The sequence below is a fragment of the Oerskovia sp. PE-21s genome (assembly GCF_056158145.1).
Window position 1 is genome coordinate 160,552 of record NZ_JBUXJM010000003.1, and the last position, 22,652, is coordinate 183,203.

At 73.8% G+C, this 22,652-nt stretch carries 21 protein-coding genes; all 21 read right to left on the reverse strand.

The features are described from left to right. Positions 1–74 precede the first annotated feature (74 nt). Complete coding sequence (locus ACZDYF_RS06630; protein ID WP_475054908.1) at positions 75–1,733, reverse strand: RsmB/NOP family class I SAM-dependent RNA methyltransferase; 1,659 nt, start codon at positions 1,731–1,733, stop codon at positions 75–77. Further along, a complete protein-coding gene (gene fmt / locus ACZDYF_RS06635; protein ID WP_364073166.1) occupies positions 1,730–2,683 on the reverse strand; it encodes a methionyl-tRNA formyltransferase in 954 nt (317 codons plus the stop codon). Before fmt ends, ACZDYF_RS06630 begins: the two co-directional genes overlap by 4 nt. A gap of 64 nt (positions 2,684–2,747) precedes the next feature. Beyond that, positions 2,748–3,395 (reverse strand): HAD family hydrolase, encoded by a 648-nt coding sequence (locus ACZDYF_RS06640; RefSeq protein ID WP_475054911.1) that lies wholly within the window; start codon positions 3,393–3,395, stop codon positions 2,748–2,750. Beyond that, complete coding sequence (locus ACZDYF_RS06645) at positions 3,392–5,749, reverse strand: primosomal protein N' (protein ID WP_475054912.1); 2,358 nt, start codon at positions 5,747–5,749, stop codon at positions 3,392–3,394. Before ACZDYF_RS06645 ends, ACZDYF_RS06640 begins: the two co-directional genes overlap by 4 nt. A gap of 52 nt (positions 5,750–5,801) precedes the next feature. After that, positions 5,802–6,998, reverse strand: a complete 1,197-nt coding sequence (gene metK / locus ACZDYF_RS06650; protein ID WP_475054914.1) for a methionine adenosyltransferase — start codon at positions 6,996–6,998, stop codon at positions 5,802–5,804. A 65-nt stretch (positions 6,999–7,063) separates the two neighbouring features. Continuing rightward, on the reverse strand, positions 7,064–8,299 hold the full coding sequence (gene coaBC, locus ACZDYF_RS06655) for a bifunctional phosphopantothenoylcysteine decarboxylase/phosphopantothenate--cysteine ligase CoaBC (protein ID WP_475054916.1): 1,236 nt from the start codon (positions 8,297–8,299) through the stop codon (positions 7,064–7,066). Positions 8,300–8,375: 76 nt separating this feature from the next. Further along, complete coding sequence (gene rpoZ, locus ACZDYF_RS06660) at positions 8,376–8,648, reverse strand: DNA-directed RNA polymerase subunit omega (RefSeq protein ID WP_030151367.1); 273 nt, start codon at positions 8,646–8,648, stop codon at positions 8,376–8,378. A gap of 165 nt (positions 8,649–8,813) precedes the next feature. Next, positions 8,814–9,428, reverse strand: a complete 615-nt coding sequence (gene gmk, locus ACZDYF_RS06665) for a guanylate kinase (protein ID WP_204810541.1) — start codon at positions 9,426–9,428, stop codon at positions 8,814–8,816. 1 nt (position 9,429) lies between these two features. Then, positions 9,430–9,741 carry an integration host factor, actinobacterial type gene (gene mihF / locus ACZDYF_RS06670; RefSeq protein ID WP_030151369.1) on the reverse strand — a complete coding sequence of 104 codons (312 nt, stop codon included), beginning with the start codon at positions 9,739–9,741 and terminating at the stop codon, positions 9,430–9,432. Positions 9,742–9,869: 128 nt separating this feature from the next. Beyond that, the gene (locus ACZDYF_RS06675; RefSeq protein WP_475054921.1) at positions 9,870–10,757 is read right to left on the reverse strand and encodes a tyrosine-protein phosphatase; all 888 of its coding nucleotides are present in this window, start codon (positions 10,755–10,757) and stop codon (positions 9,870–9,872) included. A 136-nt stretch (positions 10,758–10,893) separates the two neighbouring features. Further along, positions 10,894–11,781 (reverse strand): orotidine-5'-phosphate decarboxylase, encoded by an 888-nt coding sequence (gene pyrF / locus ACZDYF_RS06680; protein ID WP_475054923.1) that lies wholly within the window; start codon positions 11,779–11,781, stop codon positions 10,894–10,896. After that, entirely contained in the window at positions 11,778–15,125 is a 3,348-nt protein-coding gene (gene carB, locus ACZDYF_RS06685; RefSeq protein ID WP_475054927.1) for a carbamoyl-phosphate synthase large subunit, read from the reverse strand. The genes pyrF and carB overlap by 4 nt, the downstream gene beginning before the upstream one ends. Before the next feature lie 3 nt (positions 15,126–15,128). Next, complete coding sequence (carA, locus tag ACZDYF_RS06690) at positions 15,129–16,382, reverse strand: glutamine-hydrolyzing carbamoyl-phosphate synthase small subunit (protein ID WP_475054929.1); 1,254 nt, start codon at positions 16,380–16,382, stop codon at positions 15,129–15,131. Beyond that, a complete protein-coding gene (locus ACZDYF_RS06695; protein ID WP_475054931.1) occupies positions 16,379–16,942 on the reverse strand; it encodes a PH-like domain-containing protein in 564 nt (187 codons plus the stop codon). The genes carA and ACZDYF_RS06695 overlap by 4 nt, the downstream gene beginning before the upstream one ends. Beyond that, the gene (locus tag ACZDYF_RS06700) at positions 16,939–18,285 is read right to left on the reverse strand and encodes a dihydroorotase (protein WP_475054934.1); all 1,347 of its coding nucleotides are present in this window, start codon (positions 18,283–18,285) and stop codon (positions 16,939–16,941) included. Before ACZDYF_RS06700 ends, ACZDYF_RS06695 begins: the two co-directional genes overlap by 4 nt. Continuing rightward, a complete protein-coding gene (locus ACZDYF_RS06705; RefSeq protein WP_475054937.1) occupies positions 18,282–19,295 on the reverse strand; it encodes an aspartate carbamoyltransferase catalytic subunit in 1,014 nt (337 codons plus the stop codon). Before ACZDYF_RS06705 ends, ACZDYF_RS06700 begins: the two co-directional genes overlap by 4 nt. Continuing rightward, entirely contained in the window at positions 19,292–19,945 is a 654-nt protein-coding gene (gene pyrR / locus ACZDYF_RS06710; protein WP_475054938.1) for a bifunctional pyr operon transcriptional regulator/uracil phosphoribosyltransferase PyrR, read from the reverse strand. The genes ACZDYF_RS06705 and pyrR overlap by 4 nt, the downstream gene beginning before the upstream one ends. Positions 19,946–20,256: 311 nt before the next feature. Next, positions 20,257–20,673: a transcription antitermination factor NusB gene (gene nusB / locus ACZDYF_RS06715; RefSeq protein ID WP_138824391.1), complete on the reverse strand. Its 417-nt coding sequence runs from the start codon at positions 20,671–20,673 to the stop codon at positions 20,257–20,259. A gap of 1 nt (position 20,674) precedes the next feature. Continuing rightward, complete coding sequence (gene efp, locus ACZDYF_RS06720) at positions 20,675–21,238, reverse strand: elongation factor P (RefSeq protein ID WP_364073195.1); 564 nt, start codon at positions 21,236–21,238, stop codon at positions 20,675–20,677. A 197-nt stretch (positions 21,239–21,435) separates the two neighbouring features. Next, positions 21,436–22,017 (reverse strand): hypothetical protein, encoded by a 582-nt coding sequence (locus tag ACZDYF_RS06725; RefSeq protein ID WP_475054940.1) that lies wholly within the window; start codon positions 22,015–22,017, stop codon positions 21,436–21,438. Further along, on the reverse strand, positions 22,014–22,628 hold the full coding sequence (locus ACZDYF_RS06730; RefSeq protein WP_475054941.1) for a hypothetical protein: 615 nt from the start codon (positions 22,626–22,628) through the stop codon (positions 22,014–22,016). The genes ACZDYF_RS06725 and ACZDYF_RS06730 overlap by 4 nt, the downstream gene beginning before the upstream one ends. Positions 22,629–22,652 lie beyond the last annotated feature (24 nt).

The window sequence follows — 22,652 nt, forward strand, 5'->3', positions numbered from 1 at the left end:
CCGCGCCGTGCGCGGACGCCCCACGGCCTGGTCGGGTGGCCTTGACCACCCGACCAGGCCGTGGGCAGGGGGCCTCAGGCCCGACGGCGCAGCAGCGTCAGGTGCATCGCGTCGGTGCCGTGCACGTGCGGCCACAGCTGCACGTCGGTGCGGTCCGCGAGCGGGATGTCGTCCCCGGCGACCTGGCGCACCGCGGCGGCCGCGTCGAGGACCTCGACGTCGCCGCGCCCGGCCAGGACGTCCTTGACCACGAGCTGGGTCTCCGCGAGGTGCGGGGAGCACGTCACGTACCCGACGACGCCACCGGGACGCACGGCGTCCAGGGCTGAGCCGAGGAGCTCGCGCTGCAGGGTCGTGAGGGTCGCGATGTCCCCGGGGGTGCGGCGCCAGCGCGACTCGGGGCGGCGGCGCAGCGCGCCCAGGCCCGTGCAGGGGGCGTCGACGAGCACGCGGTCGTACGCGCCGGGCTCCTCGACCCCCACCTGGCGTCCGTCGCCCACCTGCACCCGCTCGACCGCGTCGGCGGGCACGGCCGCGAGCGCCTGCTCGACCAGACGAGCCCGGTGGGGGGCGACCTCGTTCGCGACGATGCGCGCCCCCTGCTCGCCCGCGAGGGAGGCCAGGAGCGCGGCCTTGCCGCCCGGGCCCGCGCACAGGTCGAGCCAGCGCTCGTCGGGGTTCGCTGCGCCGTCGCCCACCGACGCACCGTCACCGGCCGAGGCGAGCGTGGGCAGCGTCGGTACTGCCGCGAACGCGAGCGTCACGAGCTGGGACCCCTCGTCCTGGACGCCGGCGGCCCCGTACCGGACCGCGGGGATCGCGGCCGGGTCCGAGCCCGACAGCACCAGGGCCGTGGGCGCCCAGCGCCCGGGGGTGGTCGTGGCGTCCCCGCGCACGTCGTGGGTGACCTCGCCCGCGAGGCGCTCGCGGCTGACCAGGCCCGGGCGGGCCACGAGCGTCACGCGCGGCGCGGCGTTGTCGGCCTCGAGGAGCTCGGCCAGGTCGTCGGCCGAGCGTCCCGTGCCGACGAGGGCCTCCCGCATGGCCCGGGCGATCCACACCGGATGGGACTGGGTGATCGCGAGGCGCGTGACGTCGTCGGGCGCATCGAGCGTGATGGCCTCGAGCCACTCCTCGAGGCTCGAGCGGGAGATCTTGCGCAGGACCGCGTTGACGAACTGTGCGCTGCCCGCCCCGGCGCGGGCGCGGGCCAGGCCCACGGTCTCCGAGACGGCCGCGTGCTGGGCCACGCGCATGCCCAGGAGCTGGTGGGCCCCGAGGCGCAGCAGGTCGAGCACGTTCGGGTCGACCTGGTCGAGGGGGCGGTCGACGCACTGGGCGATGATCGCGTCGTAGCGCCCGCGCAGGCGCAGGGTGCCGTAGGCGAGCTCGGTCGCGAACGCGGCGTCGCGACCACGGATGCCGCGTGAGCGCAGCAGCGGGGGCAGGACGAGGTTGGCGTACGCGTCGGAGGTCGCGACCTCCTGCAGGACGTCGAACGCGACGTTGCGTGCCGGGTCGGCGCCCTTGGCGCGCTGCGAGGGCGCCGCCTCCGAGCGCTGGCCCGCGCCCCGGACACGGGCCGCCCCGCGCTCGCGACCTCGCGCGTCGCGACGGTCATCGCGGTCACTGCGGTCACTGCGGTCACGGCCACCGGGCCCACCGTTCCCGCCGGGCCTACCGTGTCCGCCCTCGGGCCCGGGGGCGCCGCCGGTACGTGCCTCGCCGCTCATGCGTGGTCCTTCGTCTCGTCAGGAGTGCCCAGGACGACGTGCTCGCCCAGGCGGGCGCCGCGTGCCCAGTCGGTCGCGGCCATGTGCTTCTTGCCCACGGGCGCGACCTCGCCGAGCGCGACCGCGTGCGTGCCGGTGCCCACCAGGACCTCACGCTTGGCGGCGCGCAGCTCGCCGGGGGCCAGGTCGTCCACGTCGGGGCGCGGCGTCACGGGGCCCAGGCCCAGGCGGGCGCCGTCGGGCAGCGTGGTCCAGGCGCCGGGGGCGGGCGTGCAGCCGCGCACCTGGCGGTCGATCGCGAGCGCGGGGTGCGCCCAGCGCACGTGCGCGTCCTCGGGGGTCAGCTTCGCGGCCGTGCTGATCCCCTCGGCGGGCTGGACGACCGGGGACGCGGCGCCGTCCTCGATCGCGTCGAGCGTCGCCACGAGCAGCCCGGCGCCCGAGGCCGCGAGCCGGCCCAGGAGGTCGCCAGCGGTGTCGCGAGGACGGATGGTCTCGGTCATGGTGCCCAGCACGGGCCCCGAGTCCAGTCCCTCCTCGATGAGGAACGTCGTGGCTCCCGTGACCTCGTCGCCCGCGATGATCGCGCGCTGCACGGGGGCCGCCCCGCGCCAGGCGGGCAGGACCGAGAAGTGCAGGTTGACCCAGCCGAGGCGGGGGACGTCGAGCACCTCGCGGCGCAGGATCTCGCCGTACGCCACCACGGGCGCGCAGTCGACCTCCAGGGCCGCGAGCCGGGCCACGAACTCCTCGCCACGGGGGCGGTCCGTGATGACCGGGATCCCGGCCTCCTCCGCACGCACCCGCACAGGGCTGGGTGTCAGCCGGCGGCCGCGACCCGAGGGCGCGTCGGCGCGGGTGAGGACGGCGACCACCTCGTGCCGGGAGTCGATCAGGGCATCGAGGGCCGGGACGGCCACGTCCGGGGTTCCGGCGAAGAGCACACGCATGGGGCGAGTCTAGGCGGTGCGCCCCTCCCGGCCCGCCCCGGGACGGGCCTGCGCCCGGTCCCGCTCAGGCGGCGCGCACCCCGACGCCGAGGTCGCGCAGCACCGCACGCAACCCCGCGGCGTCCTCGAAGCGCAGGGTCCGGAACCCCAGCCCGGCGGCGGCCGTGACGTTCGCCACGGAGTCGTCGACGAACAGGGTGCGCGCAGGATCCAGGGCGAAGCGCTCGGTCGCGGCCTCGAAGATGCGCGGGTCCGGCTTGACGAGCCCCACGCGCCCCGAGACCAGGACGTCCTGCATGAGCCCGATCGCCGGGGCTGCGGGCTCGGCCTCGTGGAACATCTCCGCGGACCAGTTCGTCAGGCCGTACAGCCGCACGCCGAGGGCACGCAGCTCGCGCACCACCTCCTCCGTGCCGGGCACGGGCCCCACGAGGCTCGCCGCGAAGTTCTCGGTGTACACGTCGAGCAGGCTCACGTGCTCGGGGTGGTGCTCGGCGATCTCGCGCCGCGCGTCGGCCCAGGACCGACCCGCGTCCTGGCGGGCGTTGAACGTGGGGAAGTCGACGGCCTCGAAGAAGGCCTCGACGTCGGCGCGGTCCATGCGCCCCACGTAGGCGGCGTACGGGTCCCAGGTCACCAGGACGTTGCCGAAGTCGAACAGGACCGTGTCGATCAGGGCCCGGGTCGGGTTCTCGCGCTCGGCGGTGCTCACAACATCTCCTTGGGGTCGAGCTGGACGCGTACGCTCCCACCCTCGCGCTTCGCGGAGCGGACCGCCAGGGAGGCCGAGAGCTCGCGGGCGAGCCGGCGGCCGTCGCGCAGCGGGACGCGCACGATCGTGCGCACAGGAGGCTGTAGCGACGGGTCGCGCCCGGTCCCGCCCCGCCCGGGCCGGCCCGCGGCGTCCGGGACCTCGACGGGTCCCAGGGTCGTCGAGGCGTCCGCGAGTCCCACGCGAGCCACGACGGCGTCCACGGCCTGCCGGTCCCCCGTGACCGCGGCGACCCGCACGGCGGGCGGCAGGTCGAGCTCGCGACGCTCGGCCAGCTCACGGTCGGCGAACCCCGCCGGGTCCCAGCGCACCAGGGCGTTGGTGGGCCCGGGGGCCGCGTCGCCCACGAGCAGCACCTGGCCCCCCTCGCGGGCCGATCGCACCAAGCCTGCGGCCGTGAGCCAGCGGTGCAGCGCGTCCTGGGCGACCGCGAGGCCCACGTGCGCGGTGCTCAGCGCCGCGTCGAGCAGCAGCGCGGCGGCGTAGCCGCCCTCGGCGACGGGTTCCGCGCCCGGGGTCGCCACGATCACGGCGGGGCGCGGCCCGACGGCGGAGATCACCCCGCCCGGGGCGCTCGCCCCCGAGACACGCACCGCGACGCCCGGGAACGCCCGGCCCAGCTCCTCGGCCGTGCGCCCCGACCCGACGCGCACCGAGCGCAGGCCCGTCCAGTGGCACTCGTCGCACGACCACGCCCCGGCCAGGGCGCCGCACCACGCGCACTGCGGTGGGGCGCCCGGGCCGGGCAGCATGAGCGGCCCGTGGCACGTGCCGCAGTGCGCGGCCGTCCGGCAGCGCGCGCACGCCACGACGGGCAGGTACCCGGCTCGCGGGACCTGGACCAGGACCGGGCCCGCGCCCAGGGCGTCCCGCACGGCCCGCCACGCGGCGCTCGGCAGGCGGGCGGCGGCCCCGGCGCCCTCGGCCGCGAGCTCGACCGACGTCAGCGCCCGCACCCGTGGGGCCCGCGCGCGCAGCACCTCGCGGGGGGCCGCGACCTCCCGGGCCCAGCCGGACTCGAGGAGCGCCTGGGCCTGCACCGTGCGGCTGACCGACCCCAGCAGGAACGCCGCGCCCTCGAGCTCGCTGCGCAGCGCGAGGACCTCCCGGGCGTGCGGGTAGGGCGAGCGCGGCTCGGCGAGCGTCTCCTCGCCGTCGTTCCAGCACGCCACGAGGCCCAGGTCCTGGACGGGCGCGAACGCCGCGGCACGCGTCCCGACGACGACCCGCACCTCTCCCCGCAACGCCGCCAGGAAGCTGCGGTACCGGGGCGAGGGGCCCTCGTCGGCGGTCAGACGCACGAACTGCCCGGCACGGCGCGCGGTGTGCGGTGCGTAGCCCGCGAGCTCGAGGGCGAGGCACATCTGGTCGACGTCGCGCGCGTCGGGCAGCACCACGAGCGCGCCACGCCCGCCCGTCACGGTCGCGCGCACGGCCTCGGCCAGGGCCAGGGCCCAGTGCTGGACGCCCTGCGCCGGGTCCTCGTCGCCCTTGCCGTGCCCGCCCGCGGCCCGGGCGCCCTGGACGGGCACGCCGTCGGCCACGCGGCCCGGCAGGGCCGTCCAGACCGCGCGCGGGCCCGACCCGCCGACCAGGTGGTTCAGGAACGCGGCGCCGCCGCGGTAGGGGGCCCACTCGGAGGGGCGCGCCGGGCCCGCAGGCGCGTCCACTGCCTCCGCGGGCGCCGCGAGGTCACGTGCACCCGCACGGGCGCCGGGCCCTGCGCGCTCCGGGGCGCTCGCGCCCCCCGGGGCGTCGGCGCTCGGGTCAGCCGGGGCGTCCGGGACGACTGGCTCGCTGCCCGACGGCGCCGCTTCCGCCCGCGCGTGACGCGGCGGGATCGCGAGGCGCAGCACGTCCGAGAGCGTGCCCGCGTAGTGGTCGGCGACCGTGCGGCACAACGCCGCGACCTGCGGCGTGAGCACCTGCTCGGCCGACACGAGCCGCTTGAGCGGCACGAGCCGCCCGTCGTGGTCGCTCGACGCGGCGCGCGCAAGGACGTAGCCGTCGGCCTCCTGCGGCCCGAACCGGGCCTTGACCCGGACGCCGGGCTGCGCGCCCTGGGCCATGGACGCCGGGACCAGGTAGTCGAACGTCTGGTCCAGGTGGTGCGGCACCAGGTCGAGGACGACCCGCGCGACCGGTAGGTCGCTCGCGATCTCGAGCGCGCCCACCGGACGGGCGGCCTTGACCTTGCCCTGGGCGGTACGACCGGCGCGCGACGGCGCCTGCGGCGCGGGGATCAGCGCGAGCTGTTCCCCCGCGTCCTCGGGAGCGGCGTCCTGGCTGGTCATGGCCCTATCTCAGCACGCGCCACCCACGCCGGGCCAACCCGCGCGACGAGGCTCAGACGGCGGCCTGCAGGGCCGCCACGCGATCCGTGCGCTCCCACGTGAAGTCGGGCAGCTCGCGCCCGAAGTGCCCGTAGGCCGCGGTCTGCGAGTAGATGGGCCGCAGCAGGTCCAGGTCGGCGATGATCGCGGCAGGGCGCAGGTCGAAGACCTCGTCGATCGCAGCGCGGATGCGCTCGACCGGGACGGACTCGGTGCCGAACGTCTCGACGTACAGGCCCACGGGGTGCGCCTTGCCGATCGCGTAGGCGACCTGGACCTCGCAGCGGCGCGCGAGCCCGGCTGCGACGACGTTCTTGGCCACCCAGCGCGTGGCGTAGGCGGCCGAGCGGTCGACCTTCGACGGGTCCTTGCCGGAGAACGCGCCGCCGCCGTGGCGGGCCATCCCACCGTAGGTGTCGACGATGATCTTGCGGCCCGTGAGCCCGGCGTCGCCCTGCGGACCACCGATGACGAACTTGCCGGTCGGGTTCACGAGCAGGCGGAAGTCCGCGACGTCCAGGTCGAGCCCTTCGACGACCGGGGCCACGACGAGCTCGGCGACCTGGGCGCACAGCGTGTCCTGCAGGACGTCCTCGTCGTGCTGGGTCGAGAGCACCACGGTGTCGAGGCGGACGGCGCGGTCGCCGTCGTACCCGATGGTTACCTGCGTCTTGCCGTCGGGGCGCAGGCCGGGCAGCGAACCGTCCTTGCGGACGAGCGCGAGGCGCTCGGCGAGGCGGTGCGCGAGGAAGATCGGCAGGGGCAGCAGCGTGGGCGTCTCGTCGCTCGCGTAGCCGAACATCAGGCCCTGATCGCCGGCGCCCTGGACGTCGAGCGGGTCCAGATCGGACGTGTCGTCGCGCTGCTCCAGGCTCTTGTCGACGCCCTGGGCGATGTCCGGGGACTGCTGCCCGATCGAGACCGAGACGCCGCACGAGTCGCCATCGAACCCGATCGCGGAGGACGTGTAGCCGATCCCCTTGACGACGTCGCGGATGATCTGCGGGATCTCGACGTACGCGTTCGTCGTGACCTCGCCCGCCACGTGGACCAGTCCCGTCGTGACCATGGTCTCGACCGCGACACGGGACGTGGGGTCCTGCTCGAGGAGGGCGTCGAGGATCGCGTCGGAGATCTGGTCGCAGACCTTGTCCGGGTGGCCTTCCGTCACGGACTCGGACGTGAACAGGCGCAGGTCGTCAGAACTCATGGGATCCAGCGTACTGTCCCGCTAGGTGATACCGGGCATCCGACCACTGAGACGTGAACGAGATCTCAGTCCGTGGTCGGCGTCATCGGCGGGGGGACCTTGAGGACCGTGTCCCACACCGCGTCCGCGACCTCGCGCTTGGTGCCCTGGGCCTGGGCGACCGTCTCGCCCTGGGCGTCGACGATCAGCACCTCGTTGGTGTCTACCCCGAAGCCCTTGCCGTGGCCCACGGGGTTGATCACGAGGAGGTCGGCGCCCTTGCGACGCGCCTTGGCACGGCCGTGGTGCCAGACGTCGCCCGCCTCGTCGCCCGTCTCGGCCGCGAAGCCGACGACGAGCTGCCCCGGTCGCGTCCGCTCGCGCGCGAGCTCCGCCAGGATGTCGGGGTTCTCGACCAGCTCGATGGGAGCGGGGCCCTGCCCGGGGATCTTCTTGATCTTGGTGGACGGCGTGCGAGCCGGGCGGAAGTCCGCGACGGCGGCCGTCATGACCACCACGTCGGCCTCCGGAGCCAGCGAACGCATGGCCTCGCGCAGCTCGGCCGTCGAGCCGACCCGGACGACGTCCGTGACCTGGTCGAGCTGCTCGGTCAGGTTCGCCCCGACGAGCGTGACGTCGGCGCCCCTGTCCTGGGCGGCACGGGCCAGGGCGATGCCCTGACGTCCGCTCGACAGGTTCCCGATGAAGCGCACCGGGTCGATGGGTTCGCGCGTGCCGCCGGCCGAGACGACCACGCGCAGGCCGGAGAGGTCCTGGGGCACCGCCGACGCGGCGCCCCGCCCGGCCACCTCGAGGGCGGTCCGCGCGATGTCCTCGGGCTCGGGCAGCCGGCCCGGGCCGGTGTCCTTGCCCGTCAGCCGACCGCTCGCCGGCTCGATCACGTGCACCCCGCGCGAACGCAGGGTCGCGACGTTGGCCACGGTCGCGGGGTGCTGCCACATCTCGGTGTGCATGGCCGGGGCCATGACGACCGGGCATGACACGGTCAGCAGCGTCGAGGTGAGCAGGTCGTCCGCGCGGCCCGCGGCCGCCCGTGCGAGGAGGTCCGCCGTGGCGGGCGCGACGATCACCAGGTCCGCGCCCTGACCGAGCGCGACGTGCGCGACCTGGGGGACGTCGTCGAACACCTCGGTGCTGACCTTCTCGCCCGACAGCGCCTCGAACGTCGGGGCTCCCACGAACCGCAGGGCGGACGCGGTGGGGACGACCCGCACCTGGTGCCCCTGCTCACGCAGGAGCCGCAGCAGGAGCACGGCCTTGTAGGCCGCCACTCCCCCGGAGACCCCGAGAAGGATCCTCATGGGTACGAACCCTCCCTCTGTGCCACGCACGCCGCGCCCACCCGGACCACCGAGCCGCCCGCAGGCGGCCCCGCGGTCAGGAGGCGGGAGCCTCCACGGTCTCGATCGTGAGCAGGCCCTCGTTGATCTCGCGCATCGCGATCGACAGCGGCTTCTCCTGGTTGCGGGTCTCGACGAGCGGGCCCACGTTCTCCAGCAGGCCCTCGTTGAGCTGCGAGTAGTACGCGTTGATCTGACGGGCACGCTTGGCCGCGTAGATCACGAGCGCGTACTTGGAGTCGGCGCGCTCCAGCAGGTCGTCGATCGGCGGGTCGGTGATGCCCTCGGGGGCGGCGATGGTTCCAGACACAGTCTCACTCCGTGAGTCAGGGGGGCCTGCGGCGGCTCAGACGGTCGCCCGCAGGATGGATCAAAGAGGTTGCGCGCGCTCGAGACGCACACGCCTGACGACCAGTCTACTGGGCAGGCACAAGTCCTGGTGGTGCCCACGCCCGTGACGTCGGCACCACGAGGGTCACGCGACGGGCGTCAGACCCATCGCCTCGACGAGCGCGTCGGTCGCCCGGTGCACCTCGTCGTTGACGATCACGACGTCGAACTCGGGCTCGGCGGCCAGCTCGACGCGGGCCGTGGCGAGGCGGCGCTCGCGCTCCTCGGGACCCTCCGTGCCGCGGCCGACGAGCCTGCGCTCGAGCTCCTCCCAGCTGGGCGGGGCGAGGAACACGAACCGGGCCTCGGGCATGGACTCGCGCACCTGGCGCGCGCCCTGCAGGTCGATCTCGAGCAGGGCGGGGACCCCCGCCGCGAGCTTCTCCTCGACCGGCCGGCGAGGGGTCCCGTACCTGTTGCGCCCGTGCACCACGGCCCACTCCAGCATCTCGCCCGCCTCGACCAGCCGGTCGAACTCCTCGGCGCCGATGAAGTGGTAGTGGACGCCGTCCACCTCGCCGGGACGAGCGGCACGGGTCGTGGCGGACACGGACAACCACACCTGCGGGTACCGCGCGCGGATGTCCGCCGACACGGTCCCCTTCCCGACGGCGGTGGGTCCCGCCAGGACGGTCAGGCGGGCAGGGGTCGGTGGTGCGGCAGGCGCCGAGGCGGCCTGCGCGGTGGGTGAAGCGGAAATGTCAGCCAAACCTCTCGATGAGCGCCGCGGACTGGTGGGGTCCCAGCCCGCGGACACGACGTGTCTCGGCGATCCCGATCTCCTCCATGATCGCCCGGGCCTTCACCTTACCCACGCCGGGGAGCGACTCCAGCAGCGCGACGACGCGCAGCTTGCCGATCACGTCGTCCGTGCGGCCCTGCTCGATCACCTCGGCCAGGGAGCCCTGGGAGTGCTTCAACCGGTTCTTGACCTCGGCCCGCACTCGACGCGCCTCGGCCGCCTTCTCGAGTGCCGCCGCGCGCTGCTCGGGGGTCAGGGATGGTAGTGCCACGCAAGTCACCTACTTGTCCTCAGACGGATGGGCCCACACGTGCACCGGGGCCGCCGACCGGATCTGATGCCCCCGGTGGCGACCTCGACACCCTCGAAACTAGCCACACCTGGCAGGCCAGGCAACGTTCACACGCCCTGAGCAGCGAACTTCCTCGCGATCTTCGCCCTGGTCGCAGGCCCGGCGCCGCACGCGTCGAGGTAGCCGTCGATGCTCCCGAACTCGTTCTCGGCGAGCTCCCACGCGCCGCGGAGGTACTCCGGCTCGACGCCCAGCAAGGGGGTCAGGGCGTCCTTGTCGAGGCCGGGGATCGGGGGGATCACGGCGGCGAGCCCCTCGACCGCGGCACCGCTCGCGAGGTACTCGGCGAGCCGGTCCTCCTCGCTCACACCGCAGACGTGCTGGACGAGCGCGATGATCCACCCGGTCCGGTCCTTGCCCGCCGAGCAGTGCACGACGACCGCCCCGTCGGCCTCCGCGATGTCCTCCAGGGCCTCTCCGACCGTCCGCCGGATGGTCGGGTCCGTGACGAACGTCGCATAGACGCCGTGCATCATGGCCCGTGCGAGGGCCTGCGGGTCGTCGGCCCCGAGCAGGCGCCCGATCATGGCTGCGGTGTCGGCGGAGCGCTCCTCGGTCGCGGCCTCCTCGCGGCCCGGGATACGGGAGGCGGCCGGTGCGTCGGCCCCGCCCAGCGCGTGCCCGACGCCGACCGCCGGGTCCAGCGGCCGGGGCACCACGCGCGTGGTCGCCGGGACGACGTCCTGACCGTCGCGCGCGACCTCGTCCGCGCCACGCAGGTCGAGGTCGAGCGTCACGCCCAGCGCCTCGAGCGCGGCGACGCCCTCGGGGGTCACCCGCGACAGGCTCGCGGTCCGCACGAGCACCCCCGTGCGAAGCGGGGCGGTGGCGCCCGCCGGGACGGCGCGGCCACCGACGTCGCGCGCGTTCCAGGTGCCGGGTATGTCGAGGGCGTCAGGGGTCTGCCGGTCACCGGCAGCGAGGGAGGAGGTCATGGGACGAGTCTGTCAGGCCACTGCACCGACGGCCCGGTGTCGGCGTGCGGTGAGTCGCCGGGTGCACGCCCCACCGACGCCCGAGGGGCGCCCACCGGGAGGGTGGACGCCCCTCGGGCGTCGAGAGCGTGGGGGCTCAGCCGCGCAGCGCGTCGGCCGCCTCACGCGAGGCCGCGCGGGCCGCCGTGAGCAGCGCCCCGGCGTCCGGTCCCGCGGCGAGGACGCCGCGCGACGAGGACGCGAGCACCTGACGACGAGCGTCACCGAACACCGCGGCGAGCTCGGCCGCGCCCGCGCCCTGCGCACCGACCCCGGGCGCCAGGAGCGGGCCGTTGACCGCCGGCAGGTCCACCCCGGTCTTGCGGGCCGCGTCACCGATGGTCGCGCCCACGACCAGGCCGATCGACCCGAGCGGCGCGATCCCCTCGTTGAGCGCAGCGGCCTCCGCGGCGATGCGCGCGGCGACCGAGCGGACGTCGACCCCCGCGCCCGTGCGGGCGTGCTGGACCTGCGCGCCCTCCGGGTTGGACGTCAGGCACAGCACGAACACCCCGCGCCCCGTCTCGAGCGCTGCCTCCACGGCCGGGGTCAGCGACGCGAAGCCCAGGTACGGGGAGACCGTCAGGGCGTCGCCCGCGAGCGGCGAGCCGTCGCGCAGGTAGGCGTCCGCGTACCCGGCCATGGTCGAGCCGATGTCGCCGCGCTTGGCGTCGACGATCGTCAGCGTCCCCGAAGGGCCCGCCGCCGCGGCGGCCGCGAGCACCTCCTCGAGGGCCGCGACGCCGCGCGACCCGTGGCGCTCGAACAAGGCAGACTGCGGCTTGAGCGCAGCGACCTGCCCGCCCACGGCCTCCACGACCCGCAGGCCGAACTCCCGGAGCCCCGTGGCGTCGTCGGGCAGGCCCCAGGCCGCGAGCAGACCGGGGTGCGGGTCGATGCCCACGCACAGCGGCCCGTGAGCGTCCATGGCCTCGGCGAGCCGCTCCCCGAAGGGGCGGCGCGCCGCGCCCGGCCCAGCGCTCACGCGTTCGCCTCGGCCTTGCGCGCGGCCGTGGCGGCCGTGTGCTCCTGCAGGCTCCACACGTCGAACGGACCCGCGAGGACCGCCTCGATGCCCTGGACCGCGGCCGCGAGCTGCTGGGTCGTCGTGACGATCGGCTTGTCCGCCGCGGTCGTGGCCGCCCGGATCTCGTAGCCGTCCGCGCGCGCGCCCTGACCGGACGGCGTGTTGATGACCATGTCGACCTTGCCCTCGGTGATGAGGTCGACGATCGTCGGCTCGCCGTCGGCGCCACGGCCCGACGAGAACTTGCGCACGACCGTGGCCGGGATGCCGTTGCGACGCAGCACCCCGGCGGTCCCCTGGGTCGCGAGGATCTCGAAGCCCAGCTCCGTCAGGCGCTTGATCGGGAAGACGATCGAGCGCTTGTCACGGTCGGCGACCGACACGAAGACCGAGCCCGAGGTCGGCAGCCCGCCGAACGCCGCAGCCTGCGACTTGGCGAACGCGCGCGGGAAGTCGCGGTCGAAGCCCATGACCTCACCCGTCGAGCGCATCTCCGGGCCGAGCACCGTGTCGACCACGACGCCGTCGGTCGTGCGGAAGCGCTTGAACGGCAGCACGGCCTCCTTGACCGCGATCGGCGAGTCGAGGTCCAGGTGGCCCCCGTCGCCCTCCGCCGGCAGGACCCCGCTCGCGCGCAGGTCCGCGATGGACTCGCCGACCATGACGCGCGCCGCGGCCTTGGCCAGCGAGACCCCCGTCGCCTTGGAGACGAACGGCACCGTGCGCGAGGCACGCGGGTTCGCCTCCAGGACGTACAGGACGTCCGAGACGAGCGCGTACTGGACGTTGAGCAGCCCCCGCACGCCCACGCCCTTGGCGATGGCCTCGGTCGAGCGGCGGATGCGCTCGATCTCGGCCTCGCTCAGCGACACCGGGGGCAGCACGCACGCCGAGTCGCCCGAGTGGATGCCCGCCTCCTCGATGTGCTCCATGACGCCGCCCAGGTACAGCTCGGTGCCGTCGTAGAGCGCGTCGACGTCGATCTCCATGGCGTCGTCGAGGAAGCGGTCGATGAGCAGCGGCGCGGGCAACGATCCCGTCGTCGTGCGGTCGTCCGTCGCGGCGGCGTGCAGCGCACGCTCGACGTAGCCCGTGAGCTGCTCGGCCGAGTACACGATCTCCATGCCGCGCCCACCCAGCACGTAGGACGGGCGGACCAGCACCGGGTAGCCGATGCCCTCGGCGACCTCACGCGCCTGCGCGAGCGACGTGGCCGTGCCGAACGCCGGCGCGGGCAGGCCCGCCTCGGCCAGCACGCGCCCGAAGACCCCACGGTCCTCCGCGGCGTCGATCGCCTCGGGCGAGGTGCCCAGGATCGGCAGGCCCGCGTCCGCCAGGCGCTGCGCGAGGCCGAGCGGCGTCTGGCCACCGAGCTGCACGATGACGCCCGCGACCGGACCCGCGGCGAGCTCGGCCTGGTACACCTCGAGCACGTCCTCGAACGTCAGGGGCTCGAAATACAGGCGGTCCGAGGTGTCGTAGTCGGTCGAGACCGTCTCCGGGTTGCAGTTGACCATCACGGTCTCGTACTCGCCCTTGAGGGCGAGCGTCGCGTGCACGCACGAGTAGTCGAACTCGATGCCCTGACCGATGCGGTTCGGGCCGGAGCCCAGGATCAGCACGGCCGGGCGCTCGCGCGGGGAGACCTCGGTCTCGAGGTCGTACGTCGAGTAGTGGTACGGGGTCTTCGCCTCGAACTCGGCCGCGCACGTGTCGACCGTCTTGTAGACCGGGCGCACGTCGAGCGCGTAGCGGACCTCGCGGACCGTCGACTCCCCCGCCGCGCCCATGCCGCGCAGCTTCGCGACCTGCGCGTCCGACAGGCCGTGACGCTTGGCCTGCACCAGCACGTCGCGCGTGAGGGCGTCGGCCTGGGCGACCTCGGCAGCGACCTCGTTGACGAGCTGGATCTGGTCGAGGTACCACGGGTCGATCTTGGTGGCCTCGAAGACCTGCTCGATGCTCGCCCCGGCGCGCAGCGCCTGCTGGGTCGCGACCAGGCGGCCCTCCGTGGGGCGGGAGATCTCCACGAGCAGCGCGTCGAGCTCCTCGCCCGAGACCGGCTCGCCGTCCCAGTGGAACACCGCGCCGCCCTTGTCGATCGAGCGCAGCGCCTTGCCGAGCGCCTCGGTGAAGTTGCGGCCCATCGCCATGGCCTCGCCCACCGACTTCATGGTCGTCGTCAGGGTGTCGTCCGCGGCGGGGAACTTCTCGAACGCGAACCGCGGCACCTTGACCACGACGTAGTCGAGCGTCGGCTCGAACGACGCGGGCGTCGAGCCCGTGATGTCGTTGGGGATCTCGTCGAGCGTGTAGCCGATGGCGAGCTTCGCGGCGATCTTCGCGATCGGGAAGCCCGTGGCCTTCGACGCCAGCGCCGACGAGCGCGACACACGAGGGTTCATCTCGATGACGATGACCCGCCCGGTCTCCGGGTGCACCGCGTACTGGATGTTGCAGCCGCCCGTGTCGACGCCGACCTCGCGGATGACCGCGATGCCGATGTCGCGCAGCTTCTGGAACTCACGGTCCGTGAGCGTCAGCGCGGGAGCCACCGTGATCGAGTCGCCCGTGTGCACGCCGACCGGGTCGACGTTCTCGATCGAGCAGATCACGACGACGTTGTCCGCTGTGTCGCGCATGAGCTCGAGCTCGTACTCCTTCCACCCGAGGATCGACTCCTCGAGGAGGACCTCGGTCGTGGGCGAGTAGTGCAGGCCCTGGCCGACGATGCGGCGCAGGTCCTGCTCGTCGTACGCGATGCCGCTGCCGAGGCCGCCCATCGTGAAGGACGGACGCACGACCATGGGGTACCCCAAGGACTCTGCGACCGCGACGGCCTCCTCGATCGTGTGGATGATCTCTGAACGGGCCGACTCGCCGCCGCACTTCTCGACGACGTCCTTGAACTGCTGGCGGTCCTCGCCCTTCTCGATCGCGGCGATGTTCGCCCCGATGAGCTCCACGCCGTACTTCTCGAGCACGCCGGCCTCGTCGAGCGCGATCGCCGCGTTGAGCGCCGTCTGCCCGCCCAGGGTCGCGAGGACGGCGTCCGGGCGCTCCTTGGCGATGATGGTCGTCAGGACCTCGGTCGTGATCGGCTCGACGTACGTCGCGTCCGCGAACTCCGGGTCGGTCATGATCGTGGCCGGGTTCGAGTTCACCAGGACGACCCGCAGGCCCTCCTCCTTGAGCGCCCGGATGGCCTGGGTGCCCGAGTAGTCGAACTCGCAGGCCTGGCCGATGACGATCGGGCCGGACCCGATGACCAGGACGCTGTTGATGTCAGTTCTGCGAGGCACTGGTCAGTTCTCCTTTGCGGACGTCTGCGGCGTGGCGGCCGAGAGGCCGGCGGCAGAGGCCGCGCCGGACGTCATGAGGTCGAGGAAGCGGTCGAAGAGGTAGGCGGCGTCGTGCGGGCCGGCGGCTGCCTCCGGGTGGTACTGGACCGAGAACGCGGGGATGTCGAGGCACTCGAGGCCCTCCACCACGTCGTCGTTGAGCCCGATGTGCGAGACGACGACACGGCCGTAGCCGCCGCCGTCGTGCGGTGCGGTCGCCTGCTCCCCGATGGGGGCGTCGACCGCGAAGCCGTGGTTCTGGGACGTGATCTCGACCTTGCGCGTGGCGAGGTCCATCACGGGCTGGTTGATGCCGCGGTGGCCGTACGCGAGCTTGTACGTGCCGAAGCCCAGCGCGCGACCCAGGATCTGGTTGCCGAAGCAGATGCCGAAGTACGGCAGACGGCGGTCGAGGACCTCGCGCAGCAGCGTGACCTCGTGCGTCGCGGCGCTCGGGTCGCCCGGGCCGTTCGAGAAGAACACGCCGTCCGGGTCGAGGGCCAGGACGTCCTCGATCGTGGACCACGAGGGCACGACGTGCACCCGGATACCGCGCTCCGACAGGCGCTGGGGGGTCATCGACTTGATACCGAGGTCCACCGCCACGACCGTCTTGAGCGGCTCCTTGCCGGCGAACTCCCCCGAGGGCTCGACCACGTAGGCCGTGGGGGTGCTGACCTCGCGGGCCAGGTCCGCCCCGGCCATCGCGGGGGCCGAGCGGACGAGCTCGACGAGCTCCTCGGTCGGGCGCAGGTAGCCGTCGCGCACCAGCGCGTCGCCCGAGAAGACACCGGCGCGCATCACGCCGCGGTCGCGCAGGTGACGGGTCAGCGCGCGCGTGTCGACGTCGCTGATCCCCACGATCCCCTGCTCGACGAGCGCGTCGGTCAGGGAGCCGGCCGAGCGCCAGTTCGACGGGCGGCGCGCGGGGTCGCGCACCACGAAGCCGCTGACCCAGATCTTGCGGGACTCGGGGTCGTCGTCGTTCACGCCGGTGTTCCCGATGTGGGGGGCCGTCATGACGACGATCTGCCGGTGGTAGGACGGGTCGGTCAGCGTCTCCTGGTAGCCGGTCATGCCGGTGTTGAAGACGATCTCGCCGAACGTCGTGCCACGGGCCCCGTAGGCGCGACCGGTCAGGGTCGTCCCGTCCTCGAGGACCAGGACCGCGGTCCGGTCGGTGTCCAGGGCGTCCGTGCTGGGGGTCGAGATGCTCACTGCTGCGGCTCCTTCGAGTCGTCGTTCGGTGCGCTGTCGGCGGCGGGAAGAAGCTCGCGGACTGCGTTCAGGAGGGTGGCACGGTCCGGGGCGAGCTGGGTCCGGAGTCCAGTATCCAAGCGGGTGGCCGGGGCCTGGCCGGCGGCCGGCACGGTCCACGTCAGCACGACCAGGCCGTCCTGGCCGACGTACTTGCCCGCCATGCCCGGGGCCAGCGTCACGCCCTCGAGGGCGCTCGCGGCCAGGAACAGGTCCGGGGCTCCCTGACGGGCGATCAGCACGCCTGTCCGGTGCACGGTCACGGTCGCGTTCGACCGGAAGCCGAGGCGGTGCGCGCCGACGCGGGCGAGCCAGTCCCCGGCGAGCGTGCTCGACACGTAGACCGCGGTGAACGGCCCCGCGACGACCTGGCCGAGGTCGCCGTCCGGGACCGCGGGCGGGGCCGGGACGGTCTGGGCCGTGCGGGTCGTCAGACGCTTGAGGCCCACGAAGACGACGGCGAGCAGGACGAGGCCGATGACGACCCAGATGCCGACCGCGACGGGCAGGGGGAGGTTCACGAGCGGACCTCCGCGACCTGCTCGACGGGAGCGCCGTCCAGGACGGTCGCGCGACCGCGCAGGAACGTCGCCACGACGCGGCCCGGCAGCTCGTAGCCGTGGAACGGCGTGTTGGTGCTGGCCGTGGCTTGCGAGCGGCCGTCGACGACGCGGCGTGCCGCCGGGTCCACGAGGACCACGTTGGCGGGCTCGCCGACCTCGAGCGGGCGACCCTGCGCCGTCGGGCCCTCGTCGATGCGGCCGATGCGCGCGGGCGCGGCCGACAGGACGCGTGCCACGTCCGCCCAGGTCATGCGGCCCGAGTCGACCATGGTCTGCTGCACGACGCTGAGCGCCGTCTCCAGGCCCGTCATGCCGAACGCGGCCGCGGCCCACTCGCAGTCCTTGTCCTCGCGCGTGTGCGGCGCGTGGTCGGTCGCGACGATGTCGATCGTGCCGTCCGCCAGGCCCTGGCGCACGGCCTCGACGTCCGCGGCGGTGCGCAGCGGCGGGTTGACCTTGAACGTCGGGTCGTAGTCCCGGGCGAGCTCGTCGGTCAGCACCAGGTGGTGCGGCGTGACCTCCGCCGTGACGTCGATCCCGCGGCCCTTGGCCCACCGGACGATCTCGACCGATCCCGCGGTGGACAGGTGGCACACGTGCAGGCGCGAGCCCACGTGCTCGGCGAGCAGCACGTCACGCGCGATGATCGCCTCCTCCGCGACCGCGGGCCAGCCCGCGAGGCCGAGCTCGGCCGAGACGACGCCCTCGTTCATCTGGGCGCCCTCCGTGAGGCGCGGCTCCTGCGCGTGCTGGGCCACGACGCCGTCGAACGCCTTGACGTACTCCAGGGCGCGGCGCATGAGGATGGGGTCCCACACGCACTTGCCGTCGTCGGAGAAGACGCGCACGCGCGCCGCCGAGTCCGCCATGGCGCCGATCTCGGCGAGCTGGTGGCCCTCGAGGCCGACGCTGACCGCGCCGACCGGGTGGACGTCGACCCAGCCCGCGTCACGCCCGATGCGCCACACCTGCTCGACGACGCCCGCGGTGTCCGCGACCGGGGTCGTGTTGGCCATGGCGTGCACGGCCGTGAAACCGCCCACGGCTGCGGCCCGCGTGCCCGAGACGATGGTCTCGGCGTCCTCGCGGCCCGGCTCGCGCAGGTGCGTGTGCAGGTCGACGAGGCCGGGCAGGGCGACCAGGCCGGTCGCGTCGACGGCCGTCTCGTCGTCCGCGACGGGGCTGTTCGCCGCGCGGACCTCGGTGATGACGCCGCCCGCGAGGACGAGGTCGACCGGGTCGCCGCCCAGCGGGGCGGCGCCCTGCAGGACGTAGGTGGGGTTCGTGGTCTGCTCGCTCATTCGAGTCCAGCCCTTTCCTTCGATGCGTCGCCCGCGAGGAGCAGGTAGAGGACGGCCATGCGGACCGCCACGCCGTTGGCGACCTGCTCGACGATCACCGCGCGCGGAGAGTCGGCGGCCTCGGCGGAGATCTCCAGGCCACGGTTCATGGGGCCGGGGTGCATGACGATCGTGTGGTCTGGCAGGAGCGCCAGGCGGCGCCCGTCGAGCCCGTAGTTGCGCGTGTACTCGAGCGGGTTGGGGAAGAACGCTCCCCCGCCGGCGCCCGAGCCGCTCATGCGCTCGCGCTGGACGCGGAGCATCATCACGGCGTCGGGGGTGGTCTCGGCGAGGACCTCGTCGAGGTGGTACGACACGTCGCACGGCCAGGTCTCGACGCCCACGGGCACGAGCGTGGGGGGCGCGACCAGGGTGACCTGCGCGCCCAGCGTGTGCAGCAGGTGGACGTTGGAGCGCGCCACGCGCGAGTGCAGCACGTCGCCCACGACCGCGATCCTGAGGCCCGTGAGGTCCTGCCCGGTCGGGTCACCCACGATCGACGCCCCTGCGGCACCGCGGCCCACGAGGTGGCGGCGCATGGTGAAAGCGTCGAGCAGCGCCTGCGTCGGGTGCTGGTGCATCCCGTCACCCGCGTTGACGACGGCCGCCTCGACCCAGCCCGCGTGCGCGAGCGTGTGCGGCGCGCCGGAGGCCTGGTGGCGGATCACGACCGCGTCCGCGCCCATGGCCTGGAGCGTGAGGGCCGTGTCCTTGAGGGACTCGCCCTTGGAGACGCTCGAGCCCTTGGCCGAGAAGTTGATGACGTCGGCGGACAGTCGCTTGGCCGCGGTCTCGAACGAGATCCGGGTGCGCGTGGAGTCCTCGAAGAACAGGTTCACGACCGTGCGCCCGCGCAGCGTCGGGAGCTTCTTGATCTCCCGCGACTGCGTGGCGGCCATCTGGGCGGCCGTGTCGAGGATGCGGATCGCGTCGGCGCGCGAGAGGTCCGCGGTGGACAGCAGGTGCTTCATCGGGTGCCCTCGCTGGAGGTGGTGGGCCGCTGGCTGATGAGGACCGCGTCCGTCACCGGCCCGCCTGCGTCGGACGCGCCGTCGGTCTCGACGAGGCGTACGCTCACGCGCTCGGACAGCGACGTGGGCAGGTTCTTGCCCACGTAGTCGGGGCGGATCGGCAGCTCGCGGTGGCCGCGGTCGACCAGCGCGGCGAGCTGGACGGCGCGGGGGCGACCGATGTCGCTGATCGCGTCGAGCGCGGCCCGGATGGTGCGCCCGGAGAACAGCACGTCGTCGACCAGGACGACGACCTTGCCGTCGATCCCGGACGCGGGCAGGCGCGTGGCACCGATGGTCCGCACGGGGTGCTTGTGGAGGTCGTCGCGGTACATCGTGACGTCGAGCTCTCCGACGACGTCCGCAGGCACCAGGCCGGGCTCGATCGTCGCGAGGCGCTCGGCGAGCCGCTCGGCCAGGGGGACGCCGCGCGTCGGGATGCCCAGGAGGACCACGTCGTGCGCGCCCTTGTTGCGCTCGACGACCTCGTGGGCGATGCGGGTCAGTGCCCGCGCGATCTCGGCTTCGCCGAGAACGGTGGTCACGCCGTCCGAGGGGTCCTCGGGGGTGACGGTCGGTTCGGAAGATGGCACAGCAGGCCCAGAACTCATTCTGGTGACCTCCTTCCCCGCCTCACTGGACGGGCCTTAAAGGAAATCTGACGCCCTCACCCTACCCCTCGCCCGGACCGGGCCGGGTTGCTTCTCACGGGCTGGGCGGGCGTCGTTGATCACACTGCGGCTGCGCGGCGCACCGCGCCTGGCAGCAGCCGTCTGCGGGGCGTCGACACGCCCGCCGGGAAGGCCGCACGCACGTGTGCCGACCCCGCCACGAGGGCGGGGCCGGCACACGACGGCACGTGGTGTCACCTGGGCGCGGGCTGTGCCCGCACGTCCGGGAGACGCCCGACGACGTCCCGGCCTCAGGCCAGGATGGTCGGCTTCATCTCCTCGATGCGGGCCAGCAGGCCGTTGACGAAGCTCGGCGAGTCGTCCGTTGACAGCTCGCGGGCCAGGTCGACGGCCTCGTCGATCGCGACGGCGTCGGGGACGTCGTCGTTGTAGAGGATCTCCCAGCTGCCGATGCGCAGGAGCGCACGGTCGACCGCGGGCATGCGGTCGAGCGTCCACCCGTGCGAGTAGGTCTCGAGGAGCTCGTCGATCCGCTCGCGGTGCGCCAGGACGCCCTCGACGAGGTCCACGCTGTACTGCGGCAGGGGCGTCTGGGTGCCCGAGTCGACGACCCGGTCGGCGAGGAGGGTCTGCGGGTCCAGCTGGCGCTGCTCGGCCTCGAAGAGGACGTCGAGGGCGCGCTTGCGTGCCTTGGTTCGAGCACCCACGTCAGTCGTTCACGCGCCCCAGGTAGGAGCCGTCGCGGGTGTCGACCTTGACCTTGGTGCCCTGCTCGAGGAAGAGCGGGACCTGGATCTGGGCGCCGGTCTCGAGGGTCGCGGGCTTGGTGCCACCGGTCGAGCGGTCGCCCTGCAGGCCCGGCTCGGTGTAGGTGATCTCGAGGACGACCGACGGAGGGAGCTCGACGTAGAGCGGGACACCCTCGTTGGTCGCGACGAGCGCGCTCTGGCTCTCCAGCATGTAGTCGGCGGCGTCGCCCACGGTCGCGGCCGGGACCGTGATCTGGTCGTACGTCGAGGTGTCCATGAAGACGAAGTCGTCGCCGTCCTTGTACAGGTACTGCATGTCGCGCTTGTCGACGTTCGCGGTCTCGATCTTGAGGCCGGCGTTGAAGGTCTTGTCGACGGTCTTGCCGGACAGGACGTTCTTCATCTTGGTGCGAACGAAGGCGCCACCCTTGCCGGGCTTGACGTGCTGGAACTCGATGATGGTCCACAGCTGGCCGTCGAGCTTGAGCACGGTGCCGTTCTTGATGTCGTTGGTCGTCGCCACGTTCGGTCTTCCTGTCGCGTTGTCATGGTGCTGCCGTCGGGGTGTCTCACCGCGCGATCCGCGGGCGAGCCACTGATGCGCACACGTTCGGGTGCGCGCCCTGGCGGTAGCCGGCCTTCCCTGGCGGGCTCCCCGGGCTTCGCTGGGCGCACGTGGGCGCTGCGAGTTCGCGGGGGCCGCGGAAGGCCCGGTCCAGTCTACCGGAGGAGTCCCAGGATCGCTGCGCCGAGCAGTCCGACCCCGCCTGCCCAGATCATCGAGGCGAGCGTGCCGATCAGGAAGCGCTCGGCGCCGACCGGGTGCTCGCGCAGCTCGGGGTAGCGCCCGAGGCCCTTGATGGCGACCACGACCGCGATCCCGGCCGGGTATCCAGCGAGCAGGCAGCCCGTGATCGCGAGGCGTTCGAGGATCCCGATCCAGGTCCCGCCGCGCAGCGTCTGGACGGCTTCGGTGCCCACCGGCCCGCCGGGGTCCGACGGCGCCGCGCCGGTCGCCGGGTCGGGCGCCGCGGGCACGGGGGCCGGGGAGGGCGGGCCTGCCGGGGGCGGAGGAGGCACGGGTGCGCTCGCCGCTGCGCTCGGGCCAGCAGCCGGGACGGCGCGGCCGGGCGGCGGCGGGACGGGCCCGGGGTCGCGGGCGGGCGGGACCTCCCCCTCGGCCTCGGACCGACGGGCGGCAGCCCGCAGGACCCACGGTGTCACGAGCATGCCGCCCAGCACGCTCAGCACGAGCGTCGCGAGCACGACCCCTGCGACGGCCAACCCTGTGGTGAAGCTCATGCGTCTGCCTCCTGGAGGAGCCTCGTCGCGACCGGCCGGACGGCCGCTTCCTCGGACCACAGGCTCGCCCGCAGCCGTTGGCTCACGGCCTGCTCGCTGATCCCGAGGTCTCGGGCCACATCCTTCTGGGTGCCACCCACGCGCGCCAGCGCGTCCACGACCTCCCACCCCGCGGGAGTGCGGCGGGCGCCCACGGCGAGCAGGAGCCGCAGGAGCGCCTCGACCTCTCCCGCCGCTGCTCGGTCCGGCCCCTCGACCGCGAGCGGGACGTGGGTGCCGCGGGTCTTGGCCCGCTCGACCGCGGCCCGGGCGTGCACGAACGCCGATCCGGACGCCTCGCGCGAGGCCGCGGGCAGGCGCCCGTCCGGACCGGGCAGCACGTCGCCGAGGCCGAGGCCCGTGCTCCACCCTCCCCACCTGCCCAGGGCGAGGACGATCTCCACGACGAGCGCGGCGTCGTCGAGCACGGCCTGGACCTCATCGCCGACGGTGCGGTCGAAGCCGATGACGACCCCGTCACGCGCGTCGAAGGGTGCGAGCGCGGCCAGCACCTCCGGCACGAGGTCCCCTCGGCGGGTGCTGGCCCTCTGGTCCACGGTCAGGACGAACATCCCTCCACGGTAGACGCTTGATCT

Coding starts and splice junctions, on each gene's coding strand:
- ACZDYF_RS06700 (WP_475054934.1), bottom strand. CDS start 18,285: ATGAGCGAGCAGACCACGAACCCCACCTACGTCCTGCAGGGCGCCGCC.
- ACZDYF_RS06630 (WP_475054908.1), bottom strand. CDS start 1,733: ATGAGCGGCGAGGCACGTACCGGCGGCGCCCCCGGGCCCGAGGGCGGA.
- ACZDYF_RS06705 (WP_475054937.1), bottom strand. CDS start 19,295: ATGAAGCACCTGCTGTCCACCGCGGACCTCTCGCGCGCCGACGCGATC.
- fmt (WP_364073166.1), bottom strand. CDS start 2,683: ATGCGTGTGCTCTTCGCCGGAACCCCGGACGTGGCCGTCCCGGCCCTC.
- pyrR (WP_475054938.1), bottom strand. CDS start 19,945: ATGAGTTCTGGGCCTGCTGTGCCATCTTCCGAACCGACCGTCACCCCC.
- ACZDYF_RS06730 (WP_475054941.1), bottom strand. CDS start 22,628: ATGTTCGTCCTGACCGTGGACCAGAGGGCCAGCACCCGCCGAGGGGAC.
- ACZDYF_RS06725 (WP_475054940.1), bottom strand. CDS start 22,017: ATGAGCTTCACCACAGGGTTGGCCGTCGCAGGGGTCGTGCTCGCGACG.
- coaBC (WP_475054916.1), bottom strand. CDS start 8,299: ATGAGGATCCTTCTCGGGGTCTCCGGGGGAGTGGCGGCCTACAAGGCC.
- metK (WP_475054914.1), bottom strand. CDS start 6,998: ATGAGTTCTGACGACCTGCGCCTGTTCACGTCCGAGTCCGTGACGGAA.
- ACZDYF_RS06645 (WP_475054912.1), bottom strand. CDS start 5,749: ATGACCAGCCAGGACGCCGCTCCCGAGGACGCGGGGGAACAGCTCGCG.
- ACZDYF_RS06675 (WP_475054921.1), bottom strand. CDS start 10,757: ATGACCTCCTCCCTCGCTGCCGGTGACCGGCAGACCCCTGACGCCCTC.